The sequence below is a fragment of the Algoriphagus vanfongensis DSM 17529 genome, from assembly GCF_000429465.1.
Lineage (GTDB): Bacteria > Bacteroidota > Bacteroidia > Cytophagales > Cyclobacteriaceae > Algoriphagus > Algoriphagus vanfongensis.
On the sequence record NZ_KE386906.1, the window covers coordinates 424,626 to 449,913 of the forward strand.

General features: G+C 43.9%; 24 protein-coding genes. 8 read left to right on the top strand and 16 right to left on the bottom strand.

The window, feature by feature from the left end:
- Positions 1–34 precede the first annotated feature (34 nt).
- From G460_RS0120735 to G460_RS0120745, 3 genes are all read right to left on the bottom strand, one after another.
- Entirely contained in the window at positions 35–2,143 is a 2,109-nt protein-coding gene (locus G460_RS0120735) for a ComEA family DNA-binding protein (protein WP_026957129.1), read from the bottom strand.
- Positions 2,128–2,949, bottom strand: coding sequence for a hypothetical protein (locus tag G460_RS0120740; RefSeq protein WP_035464843.1), 822 nt, complete (start codon positions 2,947–2,949; stop codon positions 2,128–2,130). The genes G460_RS0120735 and G460_RS0120740 overlap by 16 nt, the downstream gene beginning before the upstream one ends.
- Before the next feature lie 69 nt (positions 2,950–3,018).
- Positions 3,019–4,464: a POTRA domain-containing protein gene (locus G460_RS0120745; RefSeq protein WP_026957131.1), complete on the bottom strand. Its 1,446-nt coding sequence runs from the start codon at positions 4,462–4,464 to the stop codon at positions 3,019–3,021.
- 60 nt (positions 4,465–4,524) lie between these two features.
- Here G460_RS0120745 and yidD point away from each other — a divergent pair, with 60 nt between their 5' ends.
- Complete coding sequence (gene yidD, locus G460_RS0120750; RefSeq protein WP_084421479.1) at positions 4,525–4,749, top strand: membrane protein insertion efficiency factor YidD; 225 nt, start codon at positions 4,525–4,527, stop codon at positions 4,747–4,749.
- Here the strand turns inward: yidD and G460_RS0120755 are convergent.
- Genes G460_RS0120755 through G460_RS0120775 form a run of 5 tightly spaced genes read right to left on the bottom strand, consistent with a single transcriptional unit; the run spans position 4,746 to position 9,967 of the window.
- A complete protein-coding gene (locus G460_RS0120755; protein WP_026957133.1) occupies positions 4,746–5,846 on the bottom strand; it encodes a prolipoprotein diacylglyceryl transferase in 1,101 nt (366 codons plus the stop codon). The genes yidD and G460_RS0120755 overlap by 4 nt on opposite strands.
- 6 nt (positions 5,847–5,852) lie before the next feature.
- Positions 5,853–7,694: an NAD(+) synthase gene (nadE, locus tag G460_RS0120760; protein ID WP_026957134.1), complete on the bottom strand. Its 1,842-nt coding sequence runs from the start codon at positions 7,692–7,694 to the stop codon at positions 5,853–5,855.
- An 18-nt stretch (positions 7,695–7,712) separates the two neighbouring features.
- Entirely contained in the window at positions 7,713–8,453 is a 741-nt protein-coding gene (rnc, locus tag G460_RS0120765) for a ribonuclease III (protein WP_026957135.1), read from the bottom strand.
- A 7-nt stretch (positions 8,454–8,460) separates the two neighbouring features.
- Positions 8,461–9,711, bottom strand: coding sequence for a beta-ketoacyl-ACP synthase II (fabF, locus tag G460_RS0120770; protein ID WP_026957136.1), 1,251 nt, complete (start codon positions 9,709–9,711; stop codon positions 8,461–8,463).
- Positions 9,712–9,730: 19 nt separating this feature from the next.
- Complete coding sequence (locus G460_RS0120775) at positions 9,731–9,967, bottom strand: acyl carrier protein (RefSeq protein WP_024282156.1); 237 nt, start codon at positions 9,965–9,967, stop codon at positions 9,731–9,733.
- Positions 9,968–10,119: 152 nt separating this feature from the next.
- Between G460_RS0120775 and G460_RS0120780 the strand changes: the two genes are divergently transcribed.
- The 4 genes from G460_RS0120780 to G460_RS22805 all read left to right on the top strand — a co-directional run bounded on the left by G460_RS0120780 (position 10,120) and on the right by G460_RS22805 (position 15,926).
- Positions 10,120–10,548: an IPExxxVDY family protein gene (locus tag G460_RS0120780; protein ID WP_026957137.1), complete on the top strand. Its 429-nt coding sequence runs from the start codon at positions 10,120–10,122 to the stop codon at positions 10,546–10,548.
- Between the two features lie 6 nt (positions 10,549–10,554).
- Positions 10,555–11,979 carry a pyruvate kinase gene (gene pyk, locus G460_RS0120785; protein WP_026957138.1) on the top strand — a complete coding sequence of 475 codons (1,425 nt, stop codon included), beginning with the start codon at positions 10,555–10,557 and terminating at the stop codon, positions 11,977–11,979.
- 484 nt (positions 11,980–12,463) lie between these two features.
- Positions 12,464–14,329, top strand: a complete 1,866-nt coding sequence (locus tag G460_RS22415) for a fasciclin domain-containing protein (protein ID WP_084421482.1) — start codon at positions 12,464–12,466, stop codon at positions 14,327–14,329.
- An 826-nt stretch (positions 14,330–15,155) separates the two neighbouring features.
- A complete protein-coding gene (locus tag G460_RS22805; protein WP_051316170.1) occupies positions 15,156–15,926 on the top strand; it encodes a LytR/AlgR family response regulator transcription factor in 771 nt (256 codons plus the stop codon).
- 975 nt (positions 15,927–16,901) lie between these two features.
- Here the strand turns inward: G460_RS22805 and G460_RS0120805 are convergent.
- The 5 genes from G460_RS0120805 to G460_RS0120825 are packed head-to-tail and all read right to left on the bottom strand — an operon-like array spanning position 16,902 to position 20,639.
- Positions 16,902–18,473, bottom strand: a complete 1,572-nt coding sequence (locus tag G460_RS0120805; RefSeq protein ID WP_026957139.1) for an NFACT RNA binding domain-containing protein — start codon at positions 18,471–18,473, stop codon at positions 16,902–16,904.
- Complete coding sequence (locus G460_RS0120810; RefSeq protein WP_026957140.1) at positions 18,473–19,237, bottom strand: MBL fold metallo-hydrolase; 765 nt, start codon at positions 19,235–19,237, stop codon at positions 18,473–18,475. Before G460_RS0120810 ends, G460_RS0120805 begins: the two co-directional genes overlap by 1 nt.
- Positions 19,234–19,512 (bottom strand): hypothetical protein, encoded by a 279-nt coding sequence (locus tag G460_RS0120815; protein WP_026957141.1) that lies wholly within the window; start codon positions 19,510–19,512, stop codon positions 19,234–19,236. Before G460_RS0120815 ends, G460_RS0120810 begins: the two co-directional genes overlap by 4 nt.
- On the bottom strand, positions 19,513–19,890 hold the full coding sequence (locus G460_RS0120820; RefSeq protein WP_026957142.1) for a response regulator: 378 nt from the start codon (positions 19,888–19,890) through the stop codon (positions 19,513–19,515). It lies immediately after the preceding gene.
- Positions 19,887–20,639, bottom strand: a complete 753-nt coding sequence (locus G460_RS0120825) for a response regulator (protein WP_026957143.1) — start codon at positions 20,637–20,639, stop codon at positions 19,887–19,889. The genes G460_RS0120820 and G460_RS0120825 overlap by 4 nt, the downstream gene beginning before the upstream one ends.
- Positions 20,640–20,670: 31 nt before the next feature.
- Here G460_RS0120825 and miaA point away from each other — a divergent pair, with 31 nt between their 5' ends.
- Positions 20,671–21,597, top strand: a complete 927-nt coding sequence (miaA, locus tag G460_RS0120830; protein WP_425393942.1) for a tRNA (adenosine(37)-N6)-dimethylallyltransferase MiaA — start codon at positions 20,671–20,673, stop codon at positions 21,595–21,597.
- Between the two features lie 21 nt (positions 21,598–21,618).
- On the opposite strand, the gene G460_RS23370 is transcribed toward miaA, so the two are convergent.
- Complete coding sequence (locus G460_RS23370; protein WP_169817546.1) at positions 21,619–21,792, bottom strand: hypothetical protein; 174 nt, start codon at positions 21,790–21,792, stop codon at positions 21,619–21,621.
- 160 nt (positions 21,793–21,952) lie between these two features.
- Between G460_RS23370 and G460_RS0120835 the strand changes: the two genes are divergently transcribed.
- Together G460_RS0120835 and G460_RS0120840 are read left to right on the top strand one after the other, a co-directional pair.
- The gene (locus tag G460_RS0120835) at positions 21,953–22,336 is read left to right on the top strand and encodes a nucleotidyltransferase family protein (protein WP_084421485.1); all 384 of its coding nucleotides are present in this window, start codon (positions 21,953–21,955) and stop codon (positions 22,334–22,336) included.
- On the top strand, positions 22,317–22,664 hold the full coding sequence (locus tag G460_RS0120840; RefSeq protein WP_026957146.1) for a HepT-like ribonuclease domain-containing protein: 348 nt from the start codon (positions 22,317–22,319) through the stop codon (positions 22,662–22,664). Before G460_RS0120835 ends, G460_RS0120840 begins: the two co-directional genes overlap by 20 nt.
- 138 nt (positions 22,665–22,802) lie before the next feature.
- Here G460_RS0120840 and G460_RS22810 read toward each other — a convergent pair whose 3' ends face one another.
- Together G460_RS22810 and G460_RS0120850 are read right to left on the bottom strand one after the other, a co-directional pair.
- On the bottom strand, positions 22,803–23,903 hold the full coding sequence (locus tag G460_RS22810; RefSeq protein ID WP_157366993.1) for a hypothetical protein: 1,101 nt from the start codon (positions 23,901–23,903) through the stop codon (positions 22,803–22,805).
- Complete coding sequence (locus G460_RS0120850) at positions 23,896–25,272, bottom strand: FAD-dependent oxidoreductase (RefSeq protein WP_026957147.1); 1,377 nt, start codon at positions 25,270–25,272, stop codon at positions 23,896–23,898. Before G460_RS0120850 ends, G460_RS22810 begins: the two co-directional genes overlap by 8 nt.
- Between the last annotated feature and the right edge of the window lie 16 nt (positions 25,273–25,288).

Genomic DNA, 25,288 nt, shown 5'->3' on the forward strand with positions numbered 1-25,288 from the left:
TTTTAAAAGGTATCCGCACACCATTGATGGAAAATTAGCGATTGATAAAATATCGGATCAAAAATGTACTTTCAGTTTGCGTATTTCCCTCAATAGTCTGTAAGCCGCTGCTGATTTGCTCCCGATCTGTATAGCTGGTACGTGCTATTCGGCCATAGACGGTGATTTTTCGGCTGAGATCATATTCTCCTATGAGGTAGTAGCGCTGCCCCTGTCCAAAAAATGCTGGGACGGAAAAAGTCCAAAGCACGTGATTTTCGAAAGCGTAGATTCTGGAGTCGTAGTCTTGGGTGTCAAATAGGGCATAGCGAGCCGTTAGCTTCCAGTTTTCTCCTCCATATTTCACATCCTGCAAAATCAAAAACCCGGGATTTTTCTCATTCAAATGATAAATCTGGCTCCATTGGATTCTAGACCGGATGCTTAAGTTTCGGTTCACTTGATAGTCAAGATTGAGCGTGCCGTTGAATCGGGTTAAAGCACTCGTTTGATAAGCCAAACTGGGTTCTCCACTATCGGGAATATTTCTATCCTTTTGCTCCTCTCTGACTTGAAGGTATGCTTGGATCGTTCGATTGGGCCGATAGGTGACTCTCGCAAGCCACTCATAGCCCTTTGAAGGAGCATAGACCCGGTATTTCAACCAAGGGAATCTAAAGAAATCATAGAAAAAGTTGAGTTTCCAAGGAGTGGAAGGCCGAATTTCCAATCCCAAATAGCTGCCTTGTTCATTGATGGGGCGAGTGCTTTCAGCAAAGGAATTTCCATAAAACGTATGAAAGTCTTTGTCATACTTTCTCCAGAGAAAAGATAAGTCCACTTGCTTATGGAGGCTGCTGACAAAACCAATGACTGTTCCCATTCCTCCCGAAATCGACCTTGCTGTCTCTCCAAATAGGAAGAAATTCTTCCAATTGTAATTGACATACATACTGGCGATTTGGTTGTTTTTGCCTTGGAATTCATATTGGTTGTAGATCGTGGGATTACGTATCCACTCATGGTCAAATTCAGTGAGTAGGTAGTTGACTCCGACTGTCAGCCGATTTGAAGGATGGCGGTATTGGACATTTGCTCCCAGGCTCAGTTCTTTCAATTGATTTTTGGTGCTCAATTCACTTACTGTTCGGTGAAGTCCGCTTTGATTCAGTGAACTTACGGTGAGTTCTTCTTGACTGAGGCTATCCAGACTTTCAGCGATTCGACCATCTCGGGGAGCATAGGAGCTAAGCAGGCTGAATTCCCAGTCTTTATATATATAAGTGGCTCCCAAGCCTCTGAAAAATCCAAATTCCAAGGCAGCTGTGTAGGGAAGAATCCCGAAAGAGCTTTTGCGGATCGTAGGGACAGTTTCAGCGCCTTTGCCCAAAGCATATCCAGCTCCGAATACCAAACCTTGTCCAAAAGAAGCCTGATAGTCTCCCAAACTGATTGTTTTCCATTTTCCCACCTGATAGCGGGTCAGATGAAATGAAACGAAATTGAACCCATAGCGAGCGGTAGGACGATCCCAGATGAATTGCTCTCCGGCATCTTTGTCCAAAGTCATTCCCATGCTAAAATCCCGCGGATGCTGAATCCTCCATCTAAGATAGAGATCATTGGGGTCGCCGAGATAGCGTGTGCTCAATGCTCCGGTACTGCTCGTGTCTGGAGCAGTGAATCCCCGCCTTGTCTCCCAAATTCTTCTACTTCGAAATAGCACATACGCTTGCTCTTCCTGACTTACTCTTTTCCAAAAACTCTGTTGATTTTTTGACGCTTGGTTTAGCTGGACAAAAGGGAGAATCTGATTGATTGTTTGTAGATCAAAGCCAGGAATGGCCTGTAATTCGTACAAAGAGATCAATTTTCCATGTTGGTTTCTATAGTTCAAAAGCTCACTCACTTGATGGGGAGAGAGGAGGTAAGTGGCTTGTAGGACTTCGGCATCTGCTTCATTGATATCTATGGGATTTTGATAAAGTTGGAAAAGCACTTCATAGATGCTCTCATAGTCCAAATCTTCATCCTGAACAGCAAATAGTCGCTCGATGAGTTCTTCCAAGGGAATAGTGGGCTTGGGAGGGTTTTGTGCCTTTATAGACATTCCCAAAAAGGAGAGCAAAAGACCCATGAATATGCGTTTCAGTCTTCCTTCCATTTCATTTCCAAACTAAGGTGATGACTGGCTCCCAAAGCGGAATTTTGCCCATAGGCATAGTGAATGGCGAATCTTCCAGGAAGTATACCCAAACCAAAAAACAATCGAGATGGCTGGGTATTGATCCCGGTTCTTAGAATGACCCATTCCTGAATCGAATAGGAAAGGCCAAGTTTGCTGACAGGCTTTTCGCTGATGTCCTTTTCTATTTCTAGATACAGGTTCAAACTCTCCTCTACCTGATAGTGAGCTCCCATCTGGATGGCGGTAGGTAGCCTCTCGGATGATGCTGCGCTGATCTTGGCTCGGTTGATATTGCTGATATGTGCTCCCAGAAATAAATCAGGGCTGAGCTCTGCGATCCCTCCAAAACTGAAGATCATACAACCCGCGGATCCAAATCCCTCGATCTGGGTTTGATACCATTCTGCCTTCAGGCCCATAGATACGATCCCTAGCTGATTGGAATAGCCTAGCCCAAAGCTTTGCTGATTAAACAGTTTTCCTCCAAATCGACTGATGCCCAATCCCCAACTTCCTTTAGCACCTGGTATCACTGCAGCGAAATCCAAGGTGCTCAAATCACGAAGACCATACCTCTGATCATAGCTCACAGCAATAGCAGACTCCGAAATGCGGGCAAGCGCTCCTACATTATTGAAAATGGACCAAACATGCGGATTGTGAACCTTGATATTTCCCAAAGCCTGATTCTCCGCTCCGTGGGTTTGGGTCAAAGGACCAGTCTGCCCAAATGAAATGAATGGGCATGCCAGCATCAAAACCAGATAAAAGTAAGGTTTCATAAAACTGCTCAAAAAGTAGATAGATAAGTTAGTTAAATTTTATCTAACTAGCTATCGCTGAGGCAGTAATTAAAATGGAGCTTTGAAGTTGAGGAAGAAATTGGCTCCTCCATTGTCATTGAGGGAATACTCAAACCGGATCACATTGTCATACAGGCCCACCATATCGATACCCAAACCATAGCCGATCAGATATTGATTGGTGAGTTGGGCATTTTCTGGTTTGAAGTTTCTGTCTTTGACATAGCCGTGATCAAAATTACCACTGAGATAAAAGCGGAAAGGAATGGTGCTAAACTGCTCAAGCGGGACAATATTGGAGATGTCCAGTTCCAAGTCAATAAACTTCCATCGGAAGCTGTTTTTATGGACATAGAGCTGTTGCCCTTCTATGACATTCAATTCATAGCCTCGGATGAAATTGGGACTGTATCCGATGCCGCGTACCAGCGTGTAGGGCTGACTGATGCTTAGAAACCAGTTAGCTGTCAGTCCGGTAGCAAAGTGAAACTTGTCACTGATCTTCCAGTATTTGTTGGCGGTAAGGTTGACTTCCACTTCATCCAACTCATCGGTATAGAAGATTCCATACTTGGTCGCACTGAGTTGGAGCAATTCCCCATCTGTGGCATAAGAGACATTATCTCTGCGGTCATGTCTAAAGGTATAGGTCGCGTAGAGATAGCGTAGCTTGGTATCATCCGTCTGAAAATACTCCGGATTTTGGATCAGTACATCAGGATGGATCTTGGTGTTGTTGTAGCCCACTGTCAAAAAGTGGAAATTGTAGAAAGTCCGACGATAGGTATATCTCAGGGCTGTACCAAAGTTTTTCCGAAGGATGTCCTCATTGTCATTGGTGTAAAACACCTGCTTGTTGTTACTTGACTTGAGAGGGATGTTTTTCTGCTCGAAAAAATTCACCTGAAGCGCCAAACCATGCTTCTGATTCTTGTCAATGTAGGGTTTGCTATATTGGATATCCAGCTCTTTGGTAAAGCCAAGTTGTCCGGCAAACCTTAACTTTTCATTTCGTCCGCCCACATTGGAGTGGGAGAGTCTCAATCCATAATTGACCCGGGAAAAATCCCTGTTTTGATTGGTCCACCATTCGGAGAAGTTTCTGTCAGCCAATTCAAAAATCACAGAAGGCAGGACATACCATCTTTCTTTGACGGCGATGAGCACTTCTACTTCTTCCTCTCCCGTGATCAAGGGAGTGATTTCTACCGAGGTAAAAAGCCTCAGGTTATAGATTTTCTTTTGATCTGCCTGGATGATTTCCAGGAAGGTATTCCAATCGTAAAAATAATCCGTCGTGAAGTCCAGTTCTCTCAGGATGACATTCTTCTGGGTTTTTTCATTCCCGATGATAAAGATATTATTGACCTTGACCCGCTCAGGTGTAGCTGAAGTGACAGGAGCGAGGGAAGTGTCCTGAGCTGTAGCCGATGGCTGAGCTCCGAGCATTCCCAAGGCGATCAAAAGAAATAGATATTTAAATTTAAGTTTCAAAAGGAATTCTGATTGGGTACTTTTGGTTGAGATGCTAGACCTCGCCAAAAGGTAATACAAATGCTGAAAACCCTCATTAGAAAAATTGCAATTTTCCCTGTGTTGGTCTATCAATACATGATTTCACCTTTGTTTCCGGCGAGTTGCAGATTTACCCCGACCTGCAGTCAGTATATGAAGGAAGCCATCCTAAAGCATGGGCCTCTCAAAGGAGGCTGGCTTGGGATCAAGCGGATTTCCAAATGCCATCCCTGGGGAGGTCACGGACATGATCCTGTCCCTTAAGCTTTTGTAGGAAATCCCTTTTTCAGGGCACGGATCACAAGGAATATTCCGGCAGCGACTAGCGGTATACTGAGCAGCTGGCCCATATTGTATTGCATGCTGTCCTCAAATGCTACTTGGTTTTCCTTGAGAAATTCCCACCCAAAACGCATTCCAAAGACCAAGATCAGAAACAAGCCCAAAAGCAAACCTTCCGGTACACCTTGTTTGTATTTGACCCAAATGCCCAATAGAATCAGGAATATCAGGAAGTAGGATAGGGATTCGTAGATCTGAGTCGGATGCTTGACTCGGCCAAAGGTCTTCACCGTGGCGATATATGCTGATGCATTTTCTTCCAATACCAGATCCAGAGGACTTTCCGGAGCTTCTGCCAAATTGATTTTGGAGGACTGGAACTGCGTCAATGCATATTTGATGTCACTCTTCAGAGTAGATTCCAGCGTTTCTTTGGTATAGTTTCCCTTGTTGATGACCAGTTCGATATTGACGGGGACTATGCCATTGCCTTGAAGCTCTTCATCACGATCAGCAGGTTTATAGGCGTCTATGCTCTCTATCGGTACCCGAAGTGATCCCAAAAGGTCTTCCGTATCTCTCATGTAGACGATTCCTGTATCAGAACCTGTATCCTTTCCACCGATTTCCGAATTCATCAGATTTCCAAAGCGGATCAAGGCTCCGGTCATAGCCGTCACGATCACGATGCGATCTACTACCCAGAGATAGCTTTGTCCGGGAGTCTTTTTGGCATACAGCCAAAGTGCAAAAAGAATCGCTATGGCTGCACCGTGTGATGCCAGTCCACCTTCCCATACTTTGAGTATCTCGATCGGGTTGCTCAGATACTTGTCTGGCTCGTAGAAAAGCACATGGCCCAAACGGGCTCCGATGATGGTAGCGAGTACCATGTAGATGGTCAATTTGTCTACCAATCGCTCATCCTGACCTTCTTTTCGGAAGAAATAAACCATGAACTGCTGGGAAATAATAAATCCCAAAGCGAAGAGGATACTATACCATCTGAGCCTTTCAAATCCCGGAATGATGGCAGGATTGGGATCCCATACGATGTAATTCAGCAAATAGGTCAGCATGATGGCTTATTCTGATTGTTCTAAAATTTGTAATTCTTCGGCAAATCCACCCGACAAAATCGGGAATCTGTACCAAGTTTTTGGGTCTACATTGAATTGATCCAAGTGAAAGCTCGGAGCCAGTCGCTCTCGCTTCCATTGATTTCGGGACCAAAGTTGAAAGAATTTTTTAATATATCCCTTCAATACGGAAGCTTCTAGTTGGAGTTCTTCTTGCAAGATCAGATAAATGTCCAAAGGAGAACGCTGATCTCGGATGGCAAGCTTCTCTATTTCTACGATCACCTCGTAAGGCATAAGATCTTTTTCATCCGTCTGTGTGCGCTCCAGAGGCCTGAGTTCTGCCGTAGGTTGGAGTGAGTTGACATAGCGAAGTCCGGGACGATCAAGATTTGCCTCTGCCCATCTCAACCACTGCAAGATGAAATACTTATCCACAGCGGCGATAGGGGAGATACTGCCGCTGGTATCTCCATCCATAGTGGCATAGCCCACATCTCCCTCAGATCTATTGGAAGTAGATAGGAGTAGGGCATTCTGGATATTGGCCAGCATCCAGATGATCGGAGAGCGGGCCCTGGCCTGGATATTTTGTAAGGTGATGTCATCTTGCTCCCAGGTGAGTTTTCTCCCAAGTGCTTTTTCTATTTTGGAAGTATACGAATTCACTTCCTCATCGATGGTCCAGTGATGAAAGACTGCCCCAAGACTTTCTGCCAATTTTTTGGCACTTTGAAGGGTGTCTTCTGAGGAGTTTTTGGTGCCTTGGTAGGCGGTGGTCAAGAGTCTTCCAACTAGGGCCTTTTCAGGATCTCCGGAAATGGTGGAGGCGTCTAGACCAGTTTTTCTACAAAACTCTTCCAATCCCAGCTCTCCCAGGCCTCTTCTCACCATCTCAGCCACCAGAATAGCAATCGTGGAACTATCCGCTCCACCCGACAGAGAAAGAACAAACCCTCTACTGCGACTCTTGCGAAGGTAATCAAAGAGCCCCAGGCTGGCCGCCTGTACAAATTCCTGCTCTTTCTCTAGCACAGGAGCGACTGACTGAACCTTGTCTTCTAAATAGAAAGACTGTAGCTGGACGTCCTGATAGGAAAGTAATTGGTTGCGATGGAGCAGTTTGCCTGATTTGGCTAGCATGGTTTCCCCATCAAAGATCATTCTTCCGGCTTCATTTCCCAGTAGATTGACATAGCAATAATAGCAGTCAAAAATACTGGAGCTGGACTCAATCAGTTCTTTTCTTTGTAGCGTTTTGCCCATGGCAAAATGGCTTGCGCTGGGATTGAATATCAAATCGACTTTGCGCTCCTGAAGTCTGTAACCCGGGCGCACGGGGCCTCGCCAGGCATCTTCACATATTTCAAACCCATAGTGAACGTCCTCCAAATGGAAGGTCAGATCTCCAAAAGGGATCTGCTCCCCGAAGAAGTCCACTTCTATTTGCTCGTGGGCTATCCATGGGGTAAACCATCGGAATTCGTAATGAACTCCGTCTATAGCTAAAAATTGCTTGGCCACGAAGCCTTTGAGCTGTCCGTTTTCCAGGATGGCCACAGTATTGTAGACTTTTTCCTGAATACGGAAAGGAAGGCCTACTGCTACCGTAATGTCTTTTGTATGGGGGAGGAGTTTGCGGAGCTGCTCCAAAGCTTTTTTGGGATACCAATAACTAAGAAACAAATCCTCAGACCCATAGCCTGTGATTGCGAGTTCAGGCAGGCATAGCAATCGAATGCCTTCAGTTTTGGCTTGACTGATAGCTGCTGTAATCCTGCTAAAATTGCCTTTCCAATCGAGTGGTGTTTGATTGAGAGTGGCTGCTCCGATTTTGAGTCCAGTCATGGTTTGAGTTAAAGCAAATCAAGTGGCGATGTTCAGTTCCTCACAGGCATTTTTGGAAGCGTCCTGTTCCGCTTTCTTTTTGGTACTTCCCTTGCCTTGGGCGATTTCTTGGCCTTCCACTTCTAGGGATACAATAAATTCTTTGAATCGCTGGTTCCCTCTCACCTGCAAAACTTTATATTCTACAAACTTGGAAGATCTCTGGGACCATTCGATGATTTTGCTTTTGTAATTGGTCGTGGTGGCTATCATGCCTTCCAGATCAAAATGAAGCAAAATCCGTCTGAGAATAAATTTTTTGGTAAAGCTGTAGCCATGATCCAAGTAGGTGGCTCCTATGAGTGCTTCCAGCATGTCTCCATAGAGGGATTTATTGCCGGTGAAGTTGCGGTCTCCGAGCTCCATATCCAGGATTTTTTTCAGTCCTATTTTGATTCCTGTTTGGTTGAGGCTTTCCCGATTGACCACTTTGGAGCGGGTTTCGGTCAGGAAACCTTCATCCCGAAAGGGATACTTCTGGAATAGATGCTCAGCGATGACAGCGCCCAATACGGCATCCCCCAAAAATTCCAGTCTTTCGTTGGAGATCTTGAATCCCTTGTCGGTTTCTTCTCCCAGTCCGGCTGGAGTCAGGGCGAGTTTGTATAGGGAAATATTAAAAGGCTTGCTACCTGTCATCAATTTGATGGAGGCAGCAAGCCTTTTGTCTTTTTTACTGAGAAAGAGAAGATGTACTCCGAGTTTCTGAAAGAGTTTCAAACCCAGATCAGTTAATTTTTTTGAAAATGACAGAACAGTTGTGTCCGCCAAATCCAAACGTATTGCTCAGCGCATAGTTTACTTCTCTTTGCTGTGCTTTATTGAAGGTCAGATTTAATCCCGGATCAAAGGTTTCATCGTCGGTGAAATGGTTGATGGTAGGAGGGATGATACCATGATTGATGGCAAATATGGAGGCAATCGCTTCGATCGCACCTGCAGCTCCCAGCAAGTGACCAGTCATAGACTTAGTACTGCTGATATTGAGTTTGTAGGCATGCTCTCCAAATACCTTCTGAATGGCTTTAGTCTCACTCACATCTCCCAAAGGAGTAGAAGTCCCGTGTACATTGATATAGTCAATATCCTCTGGCTTCAAATTGGCATCCTGAAGTGCATATTCCATCACGGTGCTGGCTCCCAATCCTTCCGGATGTGGGGCAGTGATGTGATTGGCATCTGCGGACATCCCACCGCCTACGAGCTCAGCATAGATCTTGGCTCCTCGGGCTTTGGCATGTTCGTATTCTTCCAGGATAAGTGCTCCTGCACCTTCACCTAATACAAATCCATCGCGATCTTTATCAAATGGTCTGGAGGCAGTCTCAGGAGAATCATTTCTCTGGGAAAGCGCCTTCATGGCATTGAATCCACCGATACCGGCTTCGGTCACGGCAGCCTCAGAGCCGCCGGAGATAAAGATGTCTGCTTTGCCAAGACGGATGTAATTAAATGCATCTATCAGGGCATTGGTCGCAGAAGCACAGGCAGATACAGTCACGAAGTTTGGACCTCTAAAACCATACTTGATGGAAATAAAGCCCGCACTGATGTCTGCGATCATTTTAGGAATAAAGAAAGGATTGAAACGGGGCGTCCCGTCTCCATTGGCAAAGTCAGTGACTTCGTCCTGAAACGTTTTCAACCCGCCGATCCCGGAGCCCCAAATGACACCTGCTCTGGATTTGTCGATTTTTTCTAGATCCAACCCGGAGTCTGTCATGGCCTCATCGGCAGTGATCATGGCATATTGCGTATAAGGGTCCATTTTGCGGGCCTCTTTGCGGTCTATGAACTGATCCAACTCGAGGTTTTTCACCTCACATGCAAACTGGGTTTTGAAAAGTGAAGCGTCGAACTTGGTGATTGGCGCAGCGCCACTTACTCCCGCAGTCAAGCCCTTCCAAAATTCAGTGGAAGTATTGCCTATGGGGGTAAGGGCACCAATACCAGTTACAACAACTCTTTTTAAATTCATGGAATGAATTTATTGGTTATTATTTTACGTTAGCCTCAAGGTAGGAAACAGCCTGTCCCACCGTGCCGATTTGCTCAGCCTGATCATCTGGGATAGAGATGTTGAATTCTTTTTCGAATTCCATAATAAGCTCTACAGTGTCAAGAGAGTCAGCTCCCAAGTCATTGGTGAAGCTCGCTTCCATGGTCACTTCAGATTCTTCTACGCCCAGTTTGTCAACGATGATGGCTTTTACTTTTTGTGCAATTTCAGACATTTTGTGATCAGTTTAGTTAATAACACTCCGCAAAGAAATATATTTAAAAGCTAATTGACAAAGAAATGATTCAAGTAAATTTTTCGCCAAATTGCCTTTCCTTTGTGTTGAATTTTTATTTCTAACTTTGTTTTGCTCCATTTTCTTCCTCCATGAAGAAGGTAAAATTACAGATTGAACATACGTATGATTTTGATGTTTTGGGTCTTGTGTCCCCAGTGAAGGACTATAAGATGGCCTGGTTGATCAATCGCCAATTGGACCTGGATCTCATAAAAGTTGACGATTTAGAAATTGAGTTTCTTTCCGATCCTCATCTGAAAATTAGTCAATATTTCCTTTCTTTACCCCATGGATACGTTCAGCTTCTCAAAAACAAAGCCCTAGATACCCATCATCAGGTGTCTTATCTCATCCCGGAGCTTAAGTACATGGACTATTTCCTTTTGGTACAAGACCAAACCTTTCAAATAAGTATTCATACCTTTGCCAGCGAACTTGCGAAAAATCCATTTGTTCAAAACGTGATGAAACTGGACGTCAGCAAACTTAAATCTAAAGAAAATCTGTTAACTTATTAAAAATCAATGAGTCATATCAACAAGACCAAGATACTAGCGACTATCGGCCCTGCTTCTAACAATTATGAAATGATTAAGAGCTTGGCAGCTGCCGGTGCAAACGTTTTTAGATTGAATTTTTCTCATGGTACACACGAAATTCATCATGAAGTCATCCAGATCATCCGTCGTGTCAATCAGGAGAATGGCCTGAACCTCGGTATCTTACAAGATCTCCAAGGTCCCAAAATCCGCGTAGGTGAAGTAGAAAACAACGGGGTAGAAATCAAACCTGGTGAGCCTATCACCATCACCAACGAACCTGTAGTAGGTACCAGCAGATTGGTCAGCACCGTCTACCAAAATCTTCCCAACGATGTAGTAGCAGGGGACCGTATCCTGATCGATGATGGCAATCTGGAAGTGGTAGTCAACGATACAGATGGCAAAAACGTCAACTGTACCGTGATCCATGGAGGTATCCTTAAATCCAGAAAAGGAATCAACCTTCCAAATACTAAAGTTTCTGCTCCTTCTCTGACAGAAAAAGATATTGAAGACTTGGCATTCGGACTTAGTCAGGATGTAGACTGGATCGCTCTTTCCTTCGTCCGCTCTGCGGATGATATTTTGGATTTGAGAGAGCGTATCCAAAAAGCAGGAAAGCATTGCAAGATTGTCGCCAAGATCGAAAAGCCTGAAGCCCTTGAAAACATCGATTCTATTATAGAAGCGACTGATGCGATCATGGTAGCCCGTGGCGACTTGGGTGTGGAAGTTCCAATGGAAATCGTTCCGCTTTGGCAAAAAAGAATGGTTGAAAAATGTAAGCTAGCTTGCAAGCCTGTCATCATCGCTACCCAGATGATGGAGAGCATGATCCAAAATCCTCGTCCTACCCGTGCTGAGACCAACGATGTAGGGAATGCGGTATTGGATGGAGCAGATGCTGTCATGCTTTCTGCTGAGACCGCTTCCGGCAAATACCCTGTGAATGCTGTCAAAGCAATGACCAGCATCATCAGCTACTTGGAGCAAAATGCCGATGTATATCACAACCTCTACAAAATCCCTGAGGATGACAATACCTTCCTAAGCAATAATCTGATCCTAATGGCTGCCAGACTTTCCAGAAATGTGAAAGCAAAAGCAATCGTGGGAATCACTTCGTCTGGATTTACAGGATTTAGAATTTCCTCGCATAGACCTTTGGCGAATATTTTCATTTTCACCCGCAACAAAAGCCTAATCACTCAGATGTCTTTGGTATGGGGTGTGAAGGCCTACTTCTACGAAAACCAAGTGTCTACCGATGCAACTTTTGATGACATCGAAAATACGCTGAAAAGTGATGGACATGTCAACTCAGGCGATCTGATCATCAATACTGCAAGCATGCCTCTCAAATCCAATGGCCGTACCAATATGCTTAAAATTCATATGGTCAACTAGGCCGGAGTCTCTGAGCTATAAATGGAAGGCTGTTCTTAATTCTAAGAGCAGCCTTTTTCTTTTTTGTGTATATCCGCATTTGCACCACAATCCAAATTCTCCTTGTTAATCAGGGCCGGAAGACCGATGACCGAAGTTTACTAAATTGGTATTTCATAGCTGTTTTTTAGCCGATTCCAGATTTAACTGGCAAGATTGCGGACAATCATATTTTTTTTCAGGTACTACCACGATTTTTATGGAGTTTACTACTGGCTGTTCATAGCTGGCTTCTAGCTTTAAAAATTAGTATTCTTCCTTATTCTAGTTCAGTTTTTTCAAAAGCTAAAAATGTCATTTCATTGATTTCAGGATGAGTAGTTAATGCACCTGTTTCTTTAGGTTAACTGTTTAATCCTACAATTCACACCTCTTCCGCTACAGTTCATCCACATCAATTGATCAATTTTTCAGGCTTTGAGTTGTCTTAGAAAAATCTACAACTATGACAAAACTACTCAAATACCTACTTGCCGTATTTTTTATCGGCTTGGCAGCGGCCTGCGAAAATGAAGATTATCAAGGTCCTTTGCCTTATCCTACACTGATGCAAACAGCCGAGGAATCCGGCCTGACTACTTTTGTGTCTGCGGTCAGAGCGATTCCAGGTTTGGAAGCTAGCCTTCAGGATCAAACCGAAATAACTGTTTTTGCCCCATCCAATCAAGCTTTTGAAAATGCCCTGATGGCTTTTGGAGCTTCCGATCTGAGCGAACTGATGATGAAGATCGGTGGAGCAATGAACCTAGAGACGGTGCTTGGTTTTCATGTGATTCCGGGTTCCTATTTGGTACGTCAGCTGGATGAAACAGCGACTATCACCACTTTGGCTGGTCAGCCTCTGCAAATCAATAATGACCTGGGAGCAGTGACAGTAATCGATGCGGCTGGCAATACATCTAGAGTCGTAGAGACAGATATCAAAATGGAGAATGGGGTAATTCATGTGATCGACCAAGTATTGATACCTTCCATCGAATTACCAAAACCTACCTTGGTAGAAGCTGCGCAAGATGCAGGCTTGACAACCTTGATTGCTGCTGTATCTGCAGTGGATGGATTGCCAGAAGCCTTACTGTCCGCAGAAGCGATTACCGTATTTGCACCTACCAATGAGGCATTTGCAGCTGCTCTCGATGCTTTCGGTGCAGCAGATTTGGATGAATTGATCATCAAGCTGGGTGGAGTAGACAATTTGGAAAAAGTGTTGGGCTTCCATGTAGTGCCAGCAGTTGCTTTTTCTGGAGATCTGCAGGCGATGAATACATTCACTACCCTGTCTGGTCAGGAGATTATGGTGGAAGTATCCGGTAGTACGGTGACTGTGACAGATCAGTGGGGGAGAACTGCTCAGGTAGTTGCTGCAGATGTCGAGATTGCCAATGGCGTAGTGCACGTCATCAATAATGTCATGCTACCGGATCTGATGCTGCCTACCATTGTGGAAGCTGCTCAATCGGCTGGTCTGACTACCTTGATTGATGCTGTGACTGCAGCAGATTTAGGAGAAACACTCTTGGGAGCAGAGGCGGTGACTGTCTTTGCGCCAAGCAATGATGCTTTTGCTGCAGCTTTGGATGCCTACGGTGCCGCAAATCTTGATCAACTCGTAGCCAAACTAGGAGGGATGGAAAATCTTCAGACCGTACTTGGATTTCATGTGGTGCCGGCTGTAGCTTTCTCTACAGATCTCGAAGCAACCAATACCTTTACCACACTTGCTGGACAAGATCTTATGGTAGAAATGTCTGCCTCTGGCGTGACTGTGACCGATGCGATGGGAAATACCGCTAATGTTGTTGTTGCCGATGTAGCCGTGGCAAATGGAGTAGTTCATGTGATCGATGGGGTTTTGCTTCCTGAGATCAGTTTGCCAAATGTGGTGGAGGCTGCTACCGCTGCCAACTTGACTGTGTTGCTAGATGCTGTGACAGCTGCAGGCCTTGGGTCTACACTTTTGGAGGCTGAAGCTATCACCGTTTTCGCTCCCACCAATGATGCCTTTGTCAATCTTCTAAATGAATTGGAGCTGTCCACTTTGCAGGAGCTGATAGATGCGATTGGAATAGAAGGAGTGCAGAAGGTATTAGGCTTTCACGTAGTACCGGCAACCGCCTTTTCTTTTGATTTGCAAGATGGTACACAGTCAGTGCCTACCCTAGCCGGAGAAAATTTGCAGGTCACTCGCACTGGAGCCACCGTCATGGTGATGGACAGTGAGGGTAATACCTACTCAGTAGTGGCTGCGGATGTTGCGATTGAAAATGGCGTAGTCCATGTCATCGACGGAGTGCTACTGCCATCTATGTAAGTTAGTTTATTGGTTGAAAGGGGCTTGTCTCAGATCTTTTTTATTCGATCCAGTGATTTTAAAAACTAGATTGGATTAGGTTTGAGGCAGCTTCTTTTCTTATTAAACTTTTTGACACCCTTTTTCTTATCGTTAACCAAATAAACACAAGCTTATAGTTCTTTTGGAGCCATCACGATTTTAATGCAGTTTACTTCTGCATTGTTAATAAATGGTTTCTGGAGGCTTTCATCCGGATGGGTGAGCCTTGCGGGATTTTCGGTTTTGGACTGGATTGATCGCCGCTAAGAAAATGACTTAGCTCCCGAGAGACGAGGGAGATCCAGTCATTTTTAGGTGTGAAATCCAGAACAAAATTCCGCTGTTTTGCAGTTTAAAATATAGGGAAAAAAGATGCCAGCGGAAAGAAAAGACCGAGGCTCAAGGCTTTTTGCCTGCCCGCCTGTGTGCGGGGTTACTTTTTGGCCGCCAAAAAGTGACAAAGATAAAATCTATAAAAAAATGGAGGAAGGTGAATGCAATGTTGATTCTCTAAAGAAAAATTAATCAATGATACATAGAAACTTTGCTTTCTGTAGGAGGAATTAGTTTAAAGGCCAACTTGCTTTTCCATTAAATTCCGGGTAGAACCGTTCTTTTCAACATCCTGTAGACCGCGGACAGCCGTCAGTGGTCGATTATCCTGTGCTAGCTAGGTATATATGTTGGTTATTGGCAGAATTGCGGATAATCAGATTAAGATTTTTTTAGTCCGTTTGCATCAAACAATCTTGAGAAGTCGAAAGTTAGGTAGTGGAAATAAAGCAAACCCAATAGACCCATTTCCATGAACTTTTTGCTTATAGATCCAGATTCGGAAAACAGGAACTTTATCAAATCCATTCTATCCATGAGATTTCCAGAATGGAATCTCCTGCAGGAATCCACAGATTTTGATCTTCTCCAAAAGGATTGTTTGCCGACTAGCGAATTAGATTTGATCATCAGTCAGGCAAGAATAGGAGAGAGACTACTTTTTGATCATTTACCACTTGGTAACAAACAAATCCCGATAGTATTGATCCATGAGGATGAAAGTCTGGCGATCCAGTCGCATTCCCATTTTTGTCTGGGGTATCTGCTTTCTCCGTTAAGTGAAAAGTCCGTGATACAGATTTTTCAAAAAATCAGAATGATTCAGAACTATTCCTTTTCAGAAAAATCAAAAAACTGGATGAATAGAAGTTTTTTAAAGCATTCTATTTCAGAGGTATATAAGAAGCGATTTTTAGCGAAAGTTGGAAATAAATATGTCTACATCCCTGTAGAGAGTATTGCCTATTTTTATTCTGACCAGGGGATTACATATCTGGTGGAGGCTCGCTATTCCAGTAAGTATATTGTAGAGTATAGTTTGCTTGAGCTGGAGTCCAAGCTGCTGGACCCCTTCAAGTTTTATAGGATCAATCGCTCAATTATTGTGCATTTGGATGGCTTGGTAGAAATCAAACCCTATCTCAATGGCAGGCTTTCCTTAACTCTCTCTGTCAAGAGCGAAGAAGCGTTGGTTGTGGCTAGAGAAAGAGTCCCCGAGTTTAAAAGTTGGTTGGATCAGTAGTCAGAAAAGTCAGAAGGATGAAGCTGAATGGTTGTCCGATGCCGGATGTAAGAAGCTGGAGGTTGGAAGTTGGGAAGTTGGAAGACAGTAGACGGAAAACAAAAATTGGAAAACCGAACGAATCCCCCTTGAAGGAGTTACGACCAATTGGAACGCAAAATCATGTCAAAGGGGGTTAGGGGGATTGATCCTGTCCCAAAGAATTATGGCAGTTCTAAATCAGAAGACGGGAAGTGGAAGTGATCAGTCCCGATAATTATCGGGATCAGTCGCAGTGGTCAGATTATAAAGTACGAAGGTGCAAATACGAAATTCGGTCGGGAGCTTTGGAAGCAGGAAGTTGGAGGTTGGAAGACGGGACAAATCCCCCTTGAAGGAGTTCTCACCATTTGGAACACAAAATCATGTCAAAGGGGGCTGGGGGGATTGATCCTGTCCCAAAGAATTATGGGAGGAATGTTTGGAAGAATTTAAATCCGAGTTCTAAGTCAGAAGACGGGAAGTGGAAGTGATCAGTGGTCAGATTATAAAGTACGAAGGTGGAAATACAAAATTCGGTCGGGAGGCTTGAAAGCAGGAAGTTGGAGGTTGGATAACCGAACGAATCCCCCTTGAAGGAGTTCTCACCATTTGGAACACAAAATCATGTCAAAGAGGGCTGGGGGGATTGATCCTGTCCCAAAGAATTATGGGAAGGATTATTGGAACTGGTTAATTGGAAAAACAGGTAGTAAGCGGTAGCTAGGACCAACCCATCAAAGCTACGAAATGAGCCGCTGTGTGGCGATTTGATTGTAGAAGAGAGATGCGAATTAACGAAAGAGCTCCAGAGGAGCGATTTGATATCTTACTTGTTCGAGGTTTGCAATTGCCAGCGTATATCCCTTTTCCTAATCCTAGTCAGTATGGTTTTGACCCCAAACCAACCTATAGTCACTTGAAGGGAAATAGATCATAACTACTTGAGACCAAAGGCTACGCGATATCCTCTGAAGGCCCGGCAGGAGGGACCAATATCACTTTTTCTTTTTCCACTCTCACCGCTCCTGGTGCCAATCCTTTCATTTTTCGGACAAACTTGGCCTCTGTATAGATCACCGGTGCAAGACTATCGGACTTGAGCTTGGAATAGAATGCTGCAAGAGAGGCTGCCCGCTCCAAGACGTATGTAGGTATACTGAGCTTGCCCTTATTTCGGATGACGACATGAGAGCCTGCTACCTGTCTAGCGTGCAACCAGAGATCTTCTTTGTGGATAAAGTTTCGCAGCATCTCATCATTGTCCTTGGCGGATTTGCCCACCCAAACCGAAAATCCATTGATCTCGAATTGCCTGAAAGGAAGATTGAGCTGTTCCTTCTGCAAGGCCTTGTCCTCCTGATTACTTTTCTTAAAGTCTTTCAGGTCCCGAAACCCTTCCATCAACTCCAGTTGAAAAACTTTCTCCTCCAGCTCTGTGACTTTCGCTTCCTTGGCTTGAATAGCCTGCTCTATCTGGTTTACCTCGATTTGTCGGTTTTTATTCTTTCTGTACAGATTTTCAGCCAATTCACTGGCTTTTTGATTGGGTTTCAACTGTACTTTTAGCTTTTCTCCAGTATAAAAATTATCCAGCTCATAGCTTGACACTCCTTGCTGAAACACATGTAGATTAGCCATGATCACATCTGCTACCTGGGAGGGAGGTTGGGAATGGATCAGTTCCTCTAGCTTTTGCCTGGATTTGTGGATGTAGTTTTGGGTCTTTTTCAGTTCATCCCCATACTTTTTGAGAAGCTGCTTTTTTTCTTTTTCAAAATTTCCGATGACCAAGGCCTTATAAAAAAGCTCATTGACAGCCTGAAGGGGATCAGAAAAGGTTTGCTGAGCCTGCTGAGCAGGGAGCAAGGTGAGGAAAATGTCACCTTCAGATTCCGCCAGGGAAAACAGGGGCGTTTCCAGCATATCCATCACAGCCTGAATGAGTTCCCACTTTCTATCCAGATCAGCTTCTATATAGCCTTCATTTTTGAGCCACTCCCTCGGGACTTTTCCTAGCGTCGGCAGAAACTGAGAGGCATTGCCATTTAGTCTTTCAAACTCTTCGCGGCTCAGATCCAAGTTTTTCTCCAGCTCTCTCCAATCCAGATTTTTGTCTTCCCGAAATTCATTCCTGAATACTTTGACCGGAACAGTCTCTCCCGCTTCATAGTAAAGCACATTGCTTCTATTTCCATGCAGCTTGAAAAGCAAGAGTGCTCCAGACTCCATCAAAAAATAAAATGCCCGCTCAAAACGCAGTACTTGACAGCTTTGGATCTTTTCACCGATCAATTCCTGAAAAAGATCAATAGAGTTTCTTTTGGCCCGGCTAAACTTTTCGGGAAATGAATAGTAAATCTGAGGCGGTAGAAAATGCGCCCGAATGTACCTTTCTCCTGCTTCACTTTGCGTTTGGATGATCAGTTCGTCTTTACTTTGAGAAAAGCAGGAGGTAATAGTTTTTCCCCGAAATTCTTCAGCAAGACTTGGACAGAGATAGGTGAGAAAATGATAATTGAGATGCATCAGGACAAAGATAGCTCCAAGCCGTCAAAGGCAAGGTGTATTCCCGGAGGAAGCTCTTTCTCAACCTCAGAATGAAGCCCCAACTTATGCGAAATATGGGTGAAATAGGTGTTTTTGGCTCCCAAAACTTCTGCCATTTCTATGGCTTCATCCAATGTGAAATGGGAAATATGGGGAGTTTTTTGCAAGGCATTGATGACTACTGTCTCAGAGCCTCGGATCAGTTGGATGGAGGATTCAGGGATATGATTGGCGTCTGTGATGTAGGTGAAATCGGCGATACGAAAACCCAAAACCGGAAGCTTATAATGCATAACCGGAATAGGGCTGATGCCGACGCCTTCTATGGAAAATGGATGTTCATCGATCTCGACAGTTTCGATCTGGGGCACCCCGGGATATTTATTTGCAGAAAATACATAAGAAAACTCCCGTTGGATTTGCTCCAAAACCTGCTTCCTGGCAAAAATCGGCATGTCTTTCTGCTGCTTGAAATTGAAAGGGCGGATATCGTCCAGGCCTGCTGTATGGTCCTTGTGCTCATGGGTAAAGAGCACCGCATCCAGCTGTGATATTCTTCCCTGAAGCATCTGCGCACGAAAATCCGGTCCCGTGTCTATCACCAGATGCAGTCCATTTATTTCTATGAAAATGGAGGAGCGGGTTCTTTTGTCGCGGAAATCCAAAGAACGACAAACCTCACAGTCACAGGTGATCACAGGGACTCCCTGAGAGGTGCCGGTTCCTAGGAATCTGACTCTCAAAATTTTAACTGGGTTTGTTTCAACTCCTTGAGGAAGTCCTGAGCTGATTTTTCCTTGAAATCTTGTGGATTAAACTGCAGCTCTCCCAGAATGTCGATCAATGCATTGATCTTGCCTTCCAGTGGAAAATATTTATTGACGATGACGATTTTGGTGTCTTTCAATACACAGTAGCCGGACTTGAAACTCCCTTTTTCGTAGCGCAACATATAGTCAGAGGCCGCAAAGAGATTTTCCAGTTTGTCCAAAAAATGCTTCGTGTATTTAATCGCCATTTAGCTGAGAAATTTTTTGACAGTAGCCAATACCTGATCGTAGTCTAGGGGTTTTTGGATAAAGGCATCAAAACCGGCCTTGCGAAAATCATCGTGGGTCAGGTTGTGAATATTACCGGAAATCGCAATGATGGGCAATTTTGATTTCGTCTCATCAGGCAAGTTTCTGATGGCCTTGGTGCAAGAGATCCCGTCCAATACAGGCATGCTTATGTCCATCAAGATCAGATCATAGTCACCTTTTTCCAACAAGTCCAATACCTGCTTCCCATTTCGGGCAGCGGTCATCTCGTAGTTTTCAAAGGCCAGAACGTTTTTTGTGAGGTTGATGATGACGGAACTGTCTTCGCCTACCAATATTTTTTTGGGCTTACTCATGGTTCAAAAATAGTTGCTTCATTTAAATATTTATGAAAAGACTCAAATTCCTTTTGGAGATTTTCAAATTGAATTCTGAACTCCTCCATGTTTCCGTTTTTAGCCGCAATTTCTGTTTTTTGAGTGGCTAGAAAGAGACGGTTGGCACCTAAAGTTCCCGAATTTCCCTTGAGAATATGCAGAGAGGCGGGGATGTCTTCCTCCTGCTGCGAAGAGAGCTGCTCCCGGATCTGATGCAGAATGGTCTTGGATTCTAGGACAAAATCCAAGTAGACCTGCTTGATCATTTCCGGTTTATTGTATTTGCCCAACTGCTCTACTACATCCGAATCCAGGATGACATCTTTCAGTTCGACACTGTCTTGTTCAGTTTCGGACTGAAGGGGTTTGTTGATAAAACCCTGAACAATCTCAATAAATTCCCTTGGCCTGATAGGTTTGGTGATAAATTCATCAAAACCCTGAGTCAGGAAAGCTTTGCGATCGGACTCATCTGCATAGGCAGTCACCGCTATAATAGGACAGCTTGCGAGGGACTCGTTTCGGATTTGATTGAGAGTAGAGATGCCATCGAGATGAGGCATTTGTATATCCATCAATATCAGATCAAAATCCTGGGATTTTACTTTCTCTATTGCCTCCAGTCCATTGGTAGCACTTTGGTAGTTCCAGATCTGCCCGATGAGGTTTTCAAAAAGCTTGCGGTTGAGTTCATTGTCCTCAACGATCAAAATATTTTTGCTTTTCATCCTTTAGTTTAGAATTTTACTGCAAGAATCCATGATGACACACACTTCTACACGCTATTTGATTTTGGTAGTCGGCCCCACGGCGGTGGGAAAGACCGAATTGTGTCTCAATCTAGCCAAAAAATTCCAGACCGAAATTGTCTCTTGTGACAGTCGACAGTTTTATAGAGAAATGAATCTGGGTACTGCCAAGCCGGAACCGGAGGAACTGGCGCAGGTCCCTCATCACCTGATCAATTCCCTCTCCATCGAGGAAAACTATGATGTAAAGCAATTCGAAAAGGATGCATTGGAAATACTTCTTCGCCTTTTCAAAAAGCATCAAGCCGTGATCATGACGGGTGGTTCTGGGCTTTTCGCAGATGCTATCACAGAAGGCATGGATGAGATGCCTGAGATCGATCCCCAGATCAGGAAAGAGATCATCGCATCGTATGAGTCAAAAGGACTGGAGTACCTTCAGGAGGAGGTCAGACGACTGGATCCAGAATATTTTGAAAAAGTAGATGTCCAAAACCCTCAGCGACTGATGCGGGCCTTGGAAGTTTGCCGTGGTACAGGGCAGACCTTTAGTTCTTTTCGAGTCAAAAATAAAGTTCAAAGACCCTTTGAAATAGTTAAGATTGGACTACATCGAGAGAGAGAAGAACTCTACAGGCGCATCGATCAACGGATGGACTTGATGATCAGCAAGGGTTTATTTGAGGAGGCAGAAATGCTATTTCCCCGTCGGCAACTCAATTCCCTTCAGACTGTGGGGTATCAGGAGATTTTTGGCATGTTGGAGGGAAATTATGATAAAGAGGAGGCGATTAGGCTTCTCAAGCGAAATTCCCGACGCTATGCCAAAAGACAATTGACCTGGTTTAGACGAGATACTGAAATCCACTGGTTTACTCCAGATGAACAGGAAGAAGTAATCCGTTTAGTGGCTGAAAGAATTGGGTACGGAGAGTAGGTGGTAGTAGATAGTCCAGAGTCAGCAGACCATAGTCGATAGTCGATAGTCTACAGTCCATATTCCACAGTCAACAGACCAGCGACCGCAGTCGACTGCAACTGACCACTGATCTTCTGTCTCCGGTCTCCTGTCTTCCAAACCTCCTACCTCCAACTTCCTGCTTCCAAACTTCCTACATCCTACATCCGACAAACTTTCAGCTTTCTCACTTCAGACTTCAGAATTGTCTGACCACTGATCACTGACCACTGATCTTCCGTCTCCCGTCTCCCGTCTCCTGTCATCCAACTTCCAAACCTTGTTTCATTAGAAGTGTATCAAATCAACTATTAATCAGTATATTTAGGTCCTTATGTCCAAAGATAAATCACAATCTAAGCAAGCTAGTGAACCAGATTTAGCCGGTTACCAAATACTTCAAGGCTTGGAATTGGTTTTAAAAAAGAAGGTTGAAATAACCGAGGTATGCAAGAGCTTTAATGTTGAAAGATTGGATTTATTTGGGTCAGCTGTTAATGGCGAATTTCATGACACCTCTGATTACGATTTTTTGGTTCGGTTTCACTCCATACCACTACATGACTATTTCGAAAATTTTATAGGGTTTCAGGTAGCTTTGGAAAAGCTATTGGGAAGAAATGTAGATCTTATTGAAGCTCAAACTCTTAAAAACCCCTATCTGATCCAGTCTATCGAAAAGGAAAAGCTCAATATCTATGAAGGAAAAAAGTCTTAAATGGCTTTTCGATATATTTCTATCCATTCAGGAGATTCAGGGATTTCTGGATGAATACAATATTAAATCCTTTAGTAGCTATTCTCAGAATAGATTAATCAAAAGAGGCGTCGAACGAAATCTAGCTATAATTGGTGAGGCCATGAATAAAATCAAACAGACCGATGTAGAATTGTTTGAAGAAATTCAATATGCTAAAGCCATAATCTCTCTTAGAAATCATATTGTGCATGCTTATGATAATATTTCTGACGAAAACATTTGGTCAATCTTGATCAATCACCTTCCGAAACTCAATAAGGAGGTGAATACATTGATTAGGAAATGATTAATCCTATATACTGAACTTTTTATTCTAGCCGTATTTTCACTTCCAACTTCCCAACTTCCAGCATCCAACTTCCAACTCCCGTCTTCCGTCTCCTGTCTTCCAAACCTCCCAGCTTCCCGCCTCCCAGCACCCCCTTTACCTCAATTTCAAATAAGACCTAGCCTCCTGAGCTACAAAATCATTATTGGATTGCGATAGTTGCTTCATGGCTTGATCAAAGGCTGAGTTTTTGATTTTGTGCTTTTCAAACAAACGGATTACCCTTACCTGAAATGGAGATTCCAATTGCAATACATGTTCTGACAGTCGTTTTATACTGATTGTGTTTACAGTCTTTGAACTTTCCAACAGGGCCAAAATCCTATTCCTTTTACCATAATCCCCCATTTCAAATAGGTCAAATAGTAGATTTGTAATTTGATCATCCTCAAGATCTCTTTCAGAAAAGGCTTGAAGCGCATTGTCTGCTAAAGAAAAGTTGGGACTTTTTGTAAGTTCAGCAATTTGTTGTCTGGCTATTGGAAACTCTGAAAGCCTGCCTTTCAGTACTTTTAACAGCCATAGTTGATCAGCAATCTCGGGTGATTTCAATGCTTCAATGACAAAGGCCTCATTCAGGGTCTCTCGAGTCCAGTTTTCTATAAATTGTCTATCCGGACCATATAGAATCTGATAGAGTTTGTATGTTGTATAGGCAGCTCCTTCGACAATATAGGCGAGCAAATCTTGATTAGTAGCCCCACTGACACCGTCTATTCCGACCAAAGGTGCCTGAGATTCCAAAACTAATTCATTGTAGGATATTGACCCCAAAGGAAGATTGGGGTCTGCCAATAATGAATTTAATCGCTCATACTCTTGAACTGAAAAGGGATCATGTTCTTTCTTACTTAGAAATTCTCCTTCTGGCAAACTATACCCCAGATATCTACCTGTTGGGTTCCAGTGGACTTTAGCAACCAGCAGCCTGCATTGATTGTCAAAACAAACGCTGGTACGGATGTTTTTGGAATATGAAATTGGAATATTATCCCTTCCTAAATGTTGGATAAGGGTATCTGGAGGCATATACTCTTCTTGTACTGGGCTGACCTTTGATCTATGATGGGTTTCAGGTACAGCAATTGTAGCTGGAGTGCCGTAATAAATAGAGGCTTTGTTTTTCTGAACTTCCTGTGGACTGGTCATGAGAAACAACAGAAAAACAAAACCTTTATGTAAAATTGGTTTAGACATAGTCAGATTGACTAGGTACCAATCCTCCGTGATTTTGAATTAGAGTAGCAAGGCTTTCAAAATCTACAGCTTCAGGACTGCAATTTTGATTTATGGCCAAGGCAGCTGCAGCTGCGGCGGCTTGTCCCATTCCCATACAAGAGGCTTGGACCCGCAAAGCGGAATTAGCCAATCTATCACTACTGAGACATCGGCCTGCAACAAGAAAATTTGTACTGCCTTTCGGGATAAGAGCCCTCAGAGGCACCTTAGCTACCACGCCTTCGGATAGATGCTTTGGAGTCACTCCATGCTCTATGATATGTAGGTCGATCGGATAGTAGGAGTAAGATACAGCATCAGGATAGTTTCTGCCAGTCACATAGTCTTCATGCGAAACTTGATAAAGCCCTTCTATCCTGTAGGTCTCTCTGACACCCGCCTCAGTGCACATAGCTACGATTCGGGTGTTTTCACAACCTGGCTGCCGACGCAAAAACTCCAAATGCTTAAGCAGAGATGTCCTTCCTTTGATATTGGTAAGCGTATGCGACTCGGATGTGGTAGAGTCTGCTCCAGCGATATGCTGTATATTATCTCCTTTGTTTTTCAAAAGCCCTATTATATTTCCCCTAAATTCTGCCCTGACCAATTCTCCTTTTTGGATGGCTTCTTCATAGGCAGCTTTGATGTGATTGAGATCCAAACTGTCAAAGTCATAGCCGCCTAGGGTAAACATCAAGGTGCCCGGCTGAGATTCTGCCTCCTTGAGTACGGTAAATCCTGCGAGCTGGGCTGCAATGGCATTTCCGCTGCAATCAATGACCTGTTTACTTTTGATCTGAGTATGAATGCCTTTACCAGAAGTTTCAATTAGCCAATTGCTTCCGTCAAATTCCAGTCGGGTAGGGGTTTCATAATAGCGAATCTGGACTCCAGCCTCCAGGCATTTTTGCTCCAACAAAATGGTGTAAATGGAAGCATTGAGTCGTACCTGATGTCTCCAATGTTCTCGGCCATGAGGGATAGAAAAGTCAGGTAAAGTGTCTCCATTTAGGGCAACTGCATCTTGTACTGCCTCCCATCCTATACCGCTTATGATTTGCTTTCCCCAAGCGAAAAAGATACCCGGAAATGCCACACCGGCTGTGGTAGTGGTGCCGCCCAGTTGGCTTTGACATTCTATGAGGATAACCCGTTTTCCAGCCCTTCCAGCTTGGATGGCTGCAATGGCCCCGGCCGTACCCCCGCCCACTACCAAAATATCTGTTTCCAGTTCTCTTTCCTGAGTTTGATAGGGAGGGAGAATCAAGTCTGCTTTGGCTATTTTTGGTGCTGTGATACCAAAGGAAATAGCTCCCAAGGTGGACAGCATTGTTCTTCTTTTCATAATGAAATTCCTTATT

Excerpts from the sequence above, each read along its gene's own strand:
- G460_RS0120775 (WP_024282156.1), bottom strand. The coding sequence starts at position 9,967 with ATGTCTGAAATTGCACAAAAAGTAAAAGCCATCATCGTTGACAAACTG.
- G460_RS0120850 (WP_026957147.1), bottom strand. The coding sequence starts at position 25,272 with ATGAAAAGAAGAACAATGCTGTCCACCTTGGGAGCTATTTCCTTTGGT.
- yidD (WP_084421479.1), top strand. The coding sequence starts at position 4,525 with ATGCTGAAAACCCTCATTAGAAAAATTGCAATTTTCCCTGTGTTGGTC.
- pyk (WP_026957138.1), top strand. The coding sequence starts at position 10,555 with ATGAGTCATATCAACAAGACCAAGATACTAGCGACTATCGGCCCTGCT.
- G460_RS22415 (WP_084421482.1), top strand. The coding sequence starts at position 12,464 with ATGACAAAACTACTCAAATACCTACTTGCCGTATTTTTTATCGGCTTG.
- G460_RS0120820 (WP_026957142.1), bottom strand. The coding sequence starts at position 19,890 with ATGAGTAAGCCCAAAAAAATATTGGTAGGCGAAGACAGTTCCGTCATC.
- fabF (WP_026957136.1), bottom strand. The coding sequence starts at position 9,711 with ATGAATTTAAAAAGAGTTGTTGTAACTGGTATTGGTGCCCTTACCCCC.
- G460_RS0120755 (WP_026957133.1), bottom strand. The coding sequence starts at position 5,846 with ATGCTGACCTATTTGCTGAATTACATCGTATGGGATCCCAATCCTGCC.
- G460_RS0120825 (WP_026957143.1), bottom strand. The coding sequence starts at position 20,639 with ATGAAAAGCAAAAATATTTTGATCGTTGAGGACAATGAACTCAACCGC.
- G460_RS0120840 (WP_026957146.1), top strand. The coding sequence starts at position 22,317 with ATGAAGGAAAAAAGTCTTAAATGGCTTTTCGATATATTTCTATCCATT.
- G460_RS0120815 (WP_026957141.1), bottom strand. The coding sequence starts at position 19,512 with ATGGCGATTAAATACACGAAGCATTTTTTGGACAAACTGGAAAATCTC.
- miaA (WP_425393942.1), top strand. The coding sequence starts at position 20,671 with ATGATGACACACACTTCTACACGCTATTTGATTTTGGTAGTCGGCCCC.
- G460_RS0120835 (WP_084421485.1), top strand. The coding sequence starts at position 21,953 with ATGTCCAAAGATAAATCACAATCTAAGCAAGCTAGTGAACCAGATTTA.
- G460_RS22805 (WP_051316170.1), top strand. The coding sequence starts at position 15,156 with ATGAACTTTTTGCTTATAGATCCAGATTCGGAAAACAGGAACTTTATC.
- G460_RS0120735 (WP_026957129.1), bottom strand. The coding sequence starts at position 2,143 with ATGGAAGGAAGACTGAAACGCATATTCATGGGTCTTTTGCTCTCCTTT.
- G460_RS0120780 (WP_026957137.1), top strand. The coding sequence starts at position 10,120 with ATGAAGAAGGTAAAATTACAGATTGAACATACGTATGATTTTGATGTT.
- G460_RS22810 (WP_157366993.1), bottom strand. The coding sequence starts at position 23,903 with ATGTCTAAACCAATTTTACATAAAGGTTTTGTTTTTCTGTTGTTTCTC.
- G460_RS0120740 (WP_035464843.1), bottom strand. The coding sequence starts at position 2,949 with ATGAAACCTTACTTTTATCTGGTTTTGATGCTGGCATGCCCATTCATT.
- nadE (WP_026957134.1), bottom strand. The coding sequence starts at position 7,694 with ATGACTGGACTCAAAATCGGAGCAGCCACTCTCAATCAAACACCACTC.
- G460_RS0120805 (WP_026957139.1), bottom strand. The coding sequence starts at position 18,473 with ATGCATCTCAATTATCATTTTCTCACCTATCTCTGTCCAAGTCTTGCT.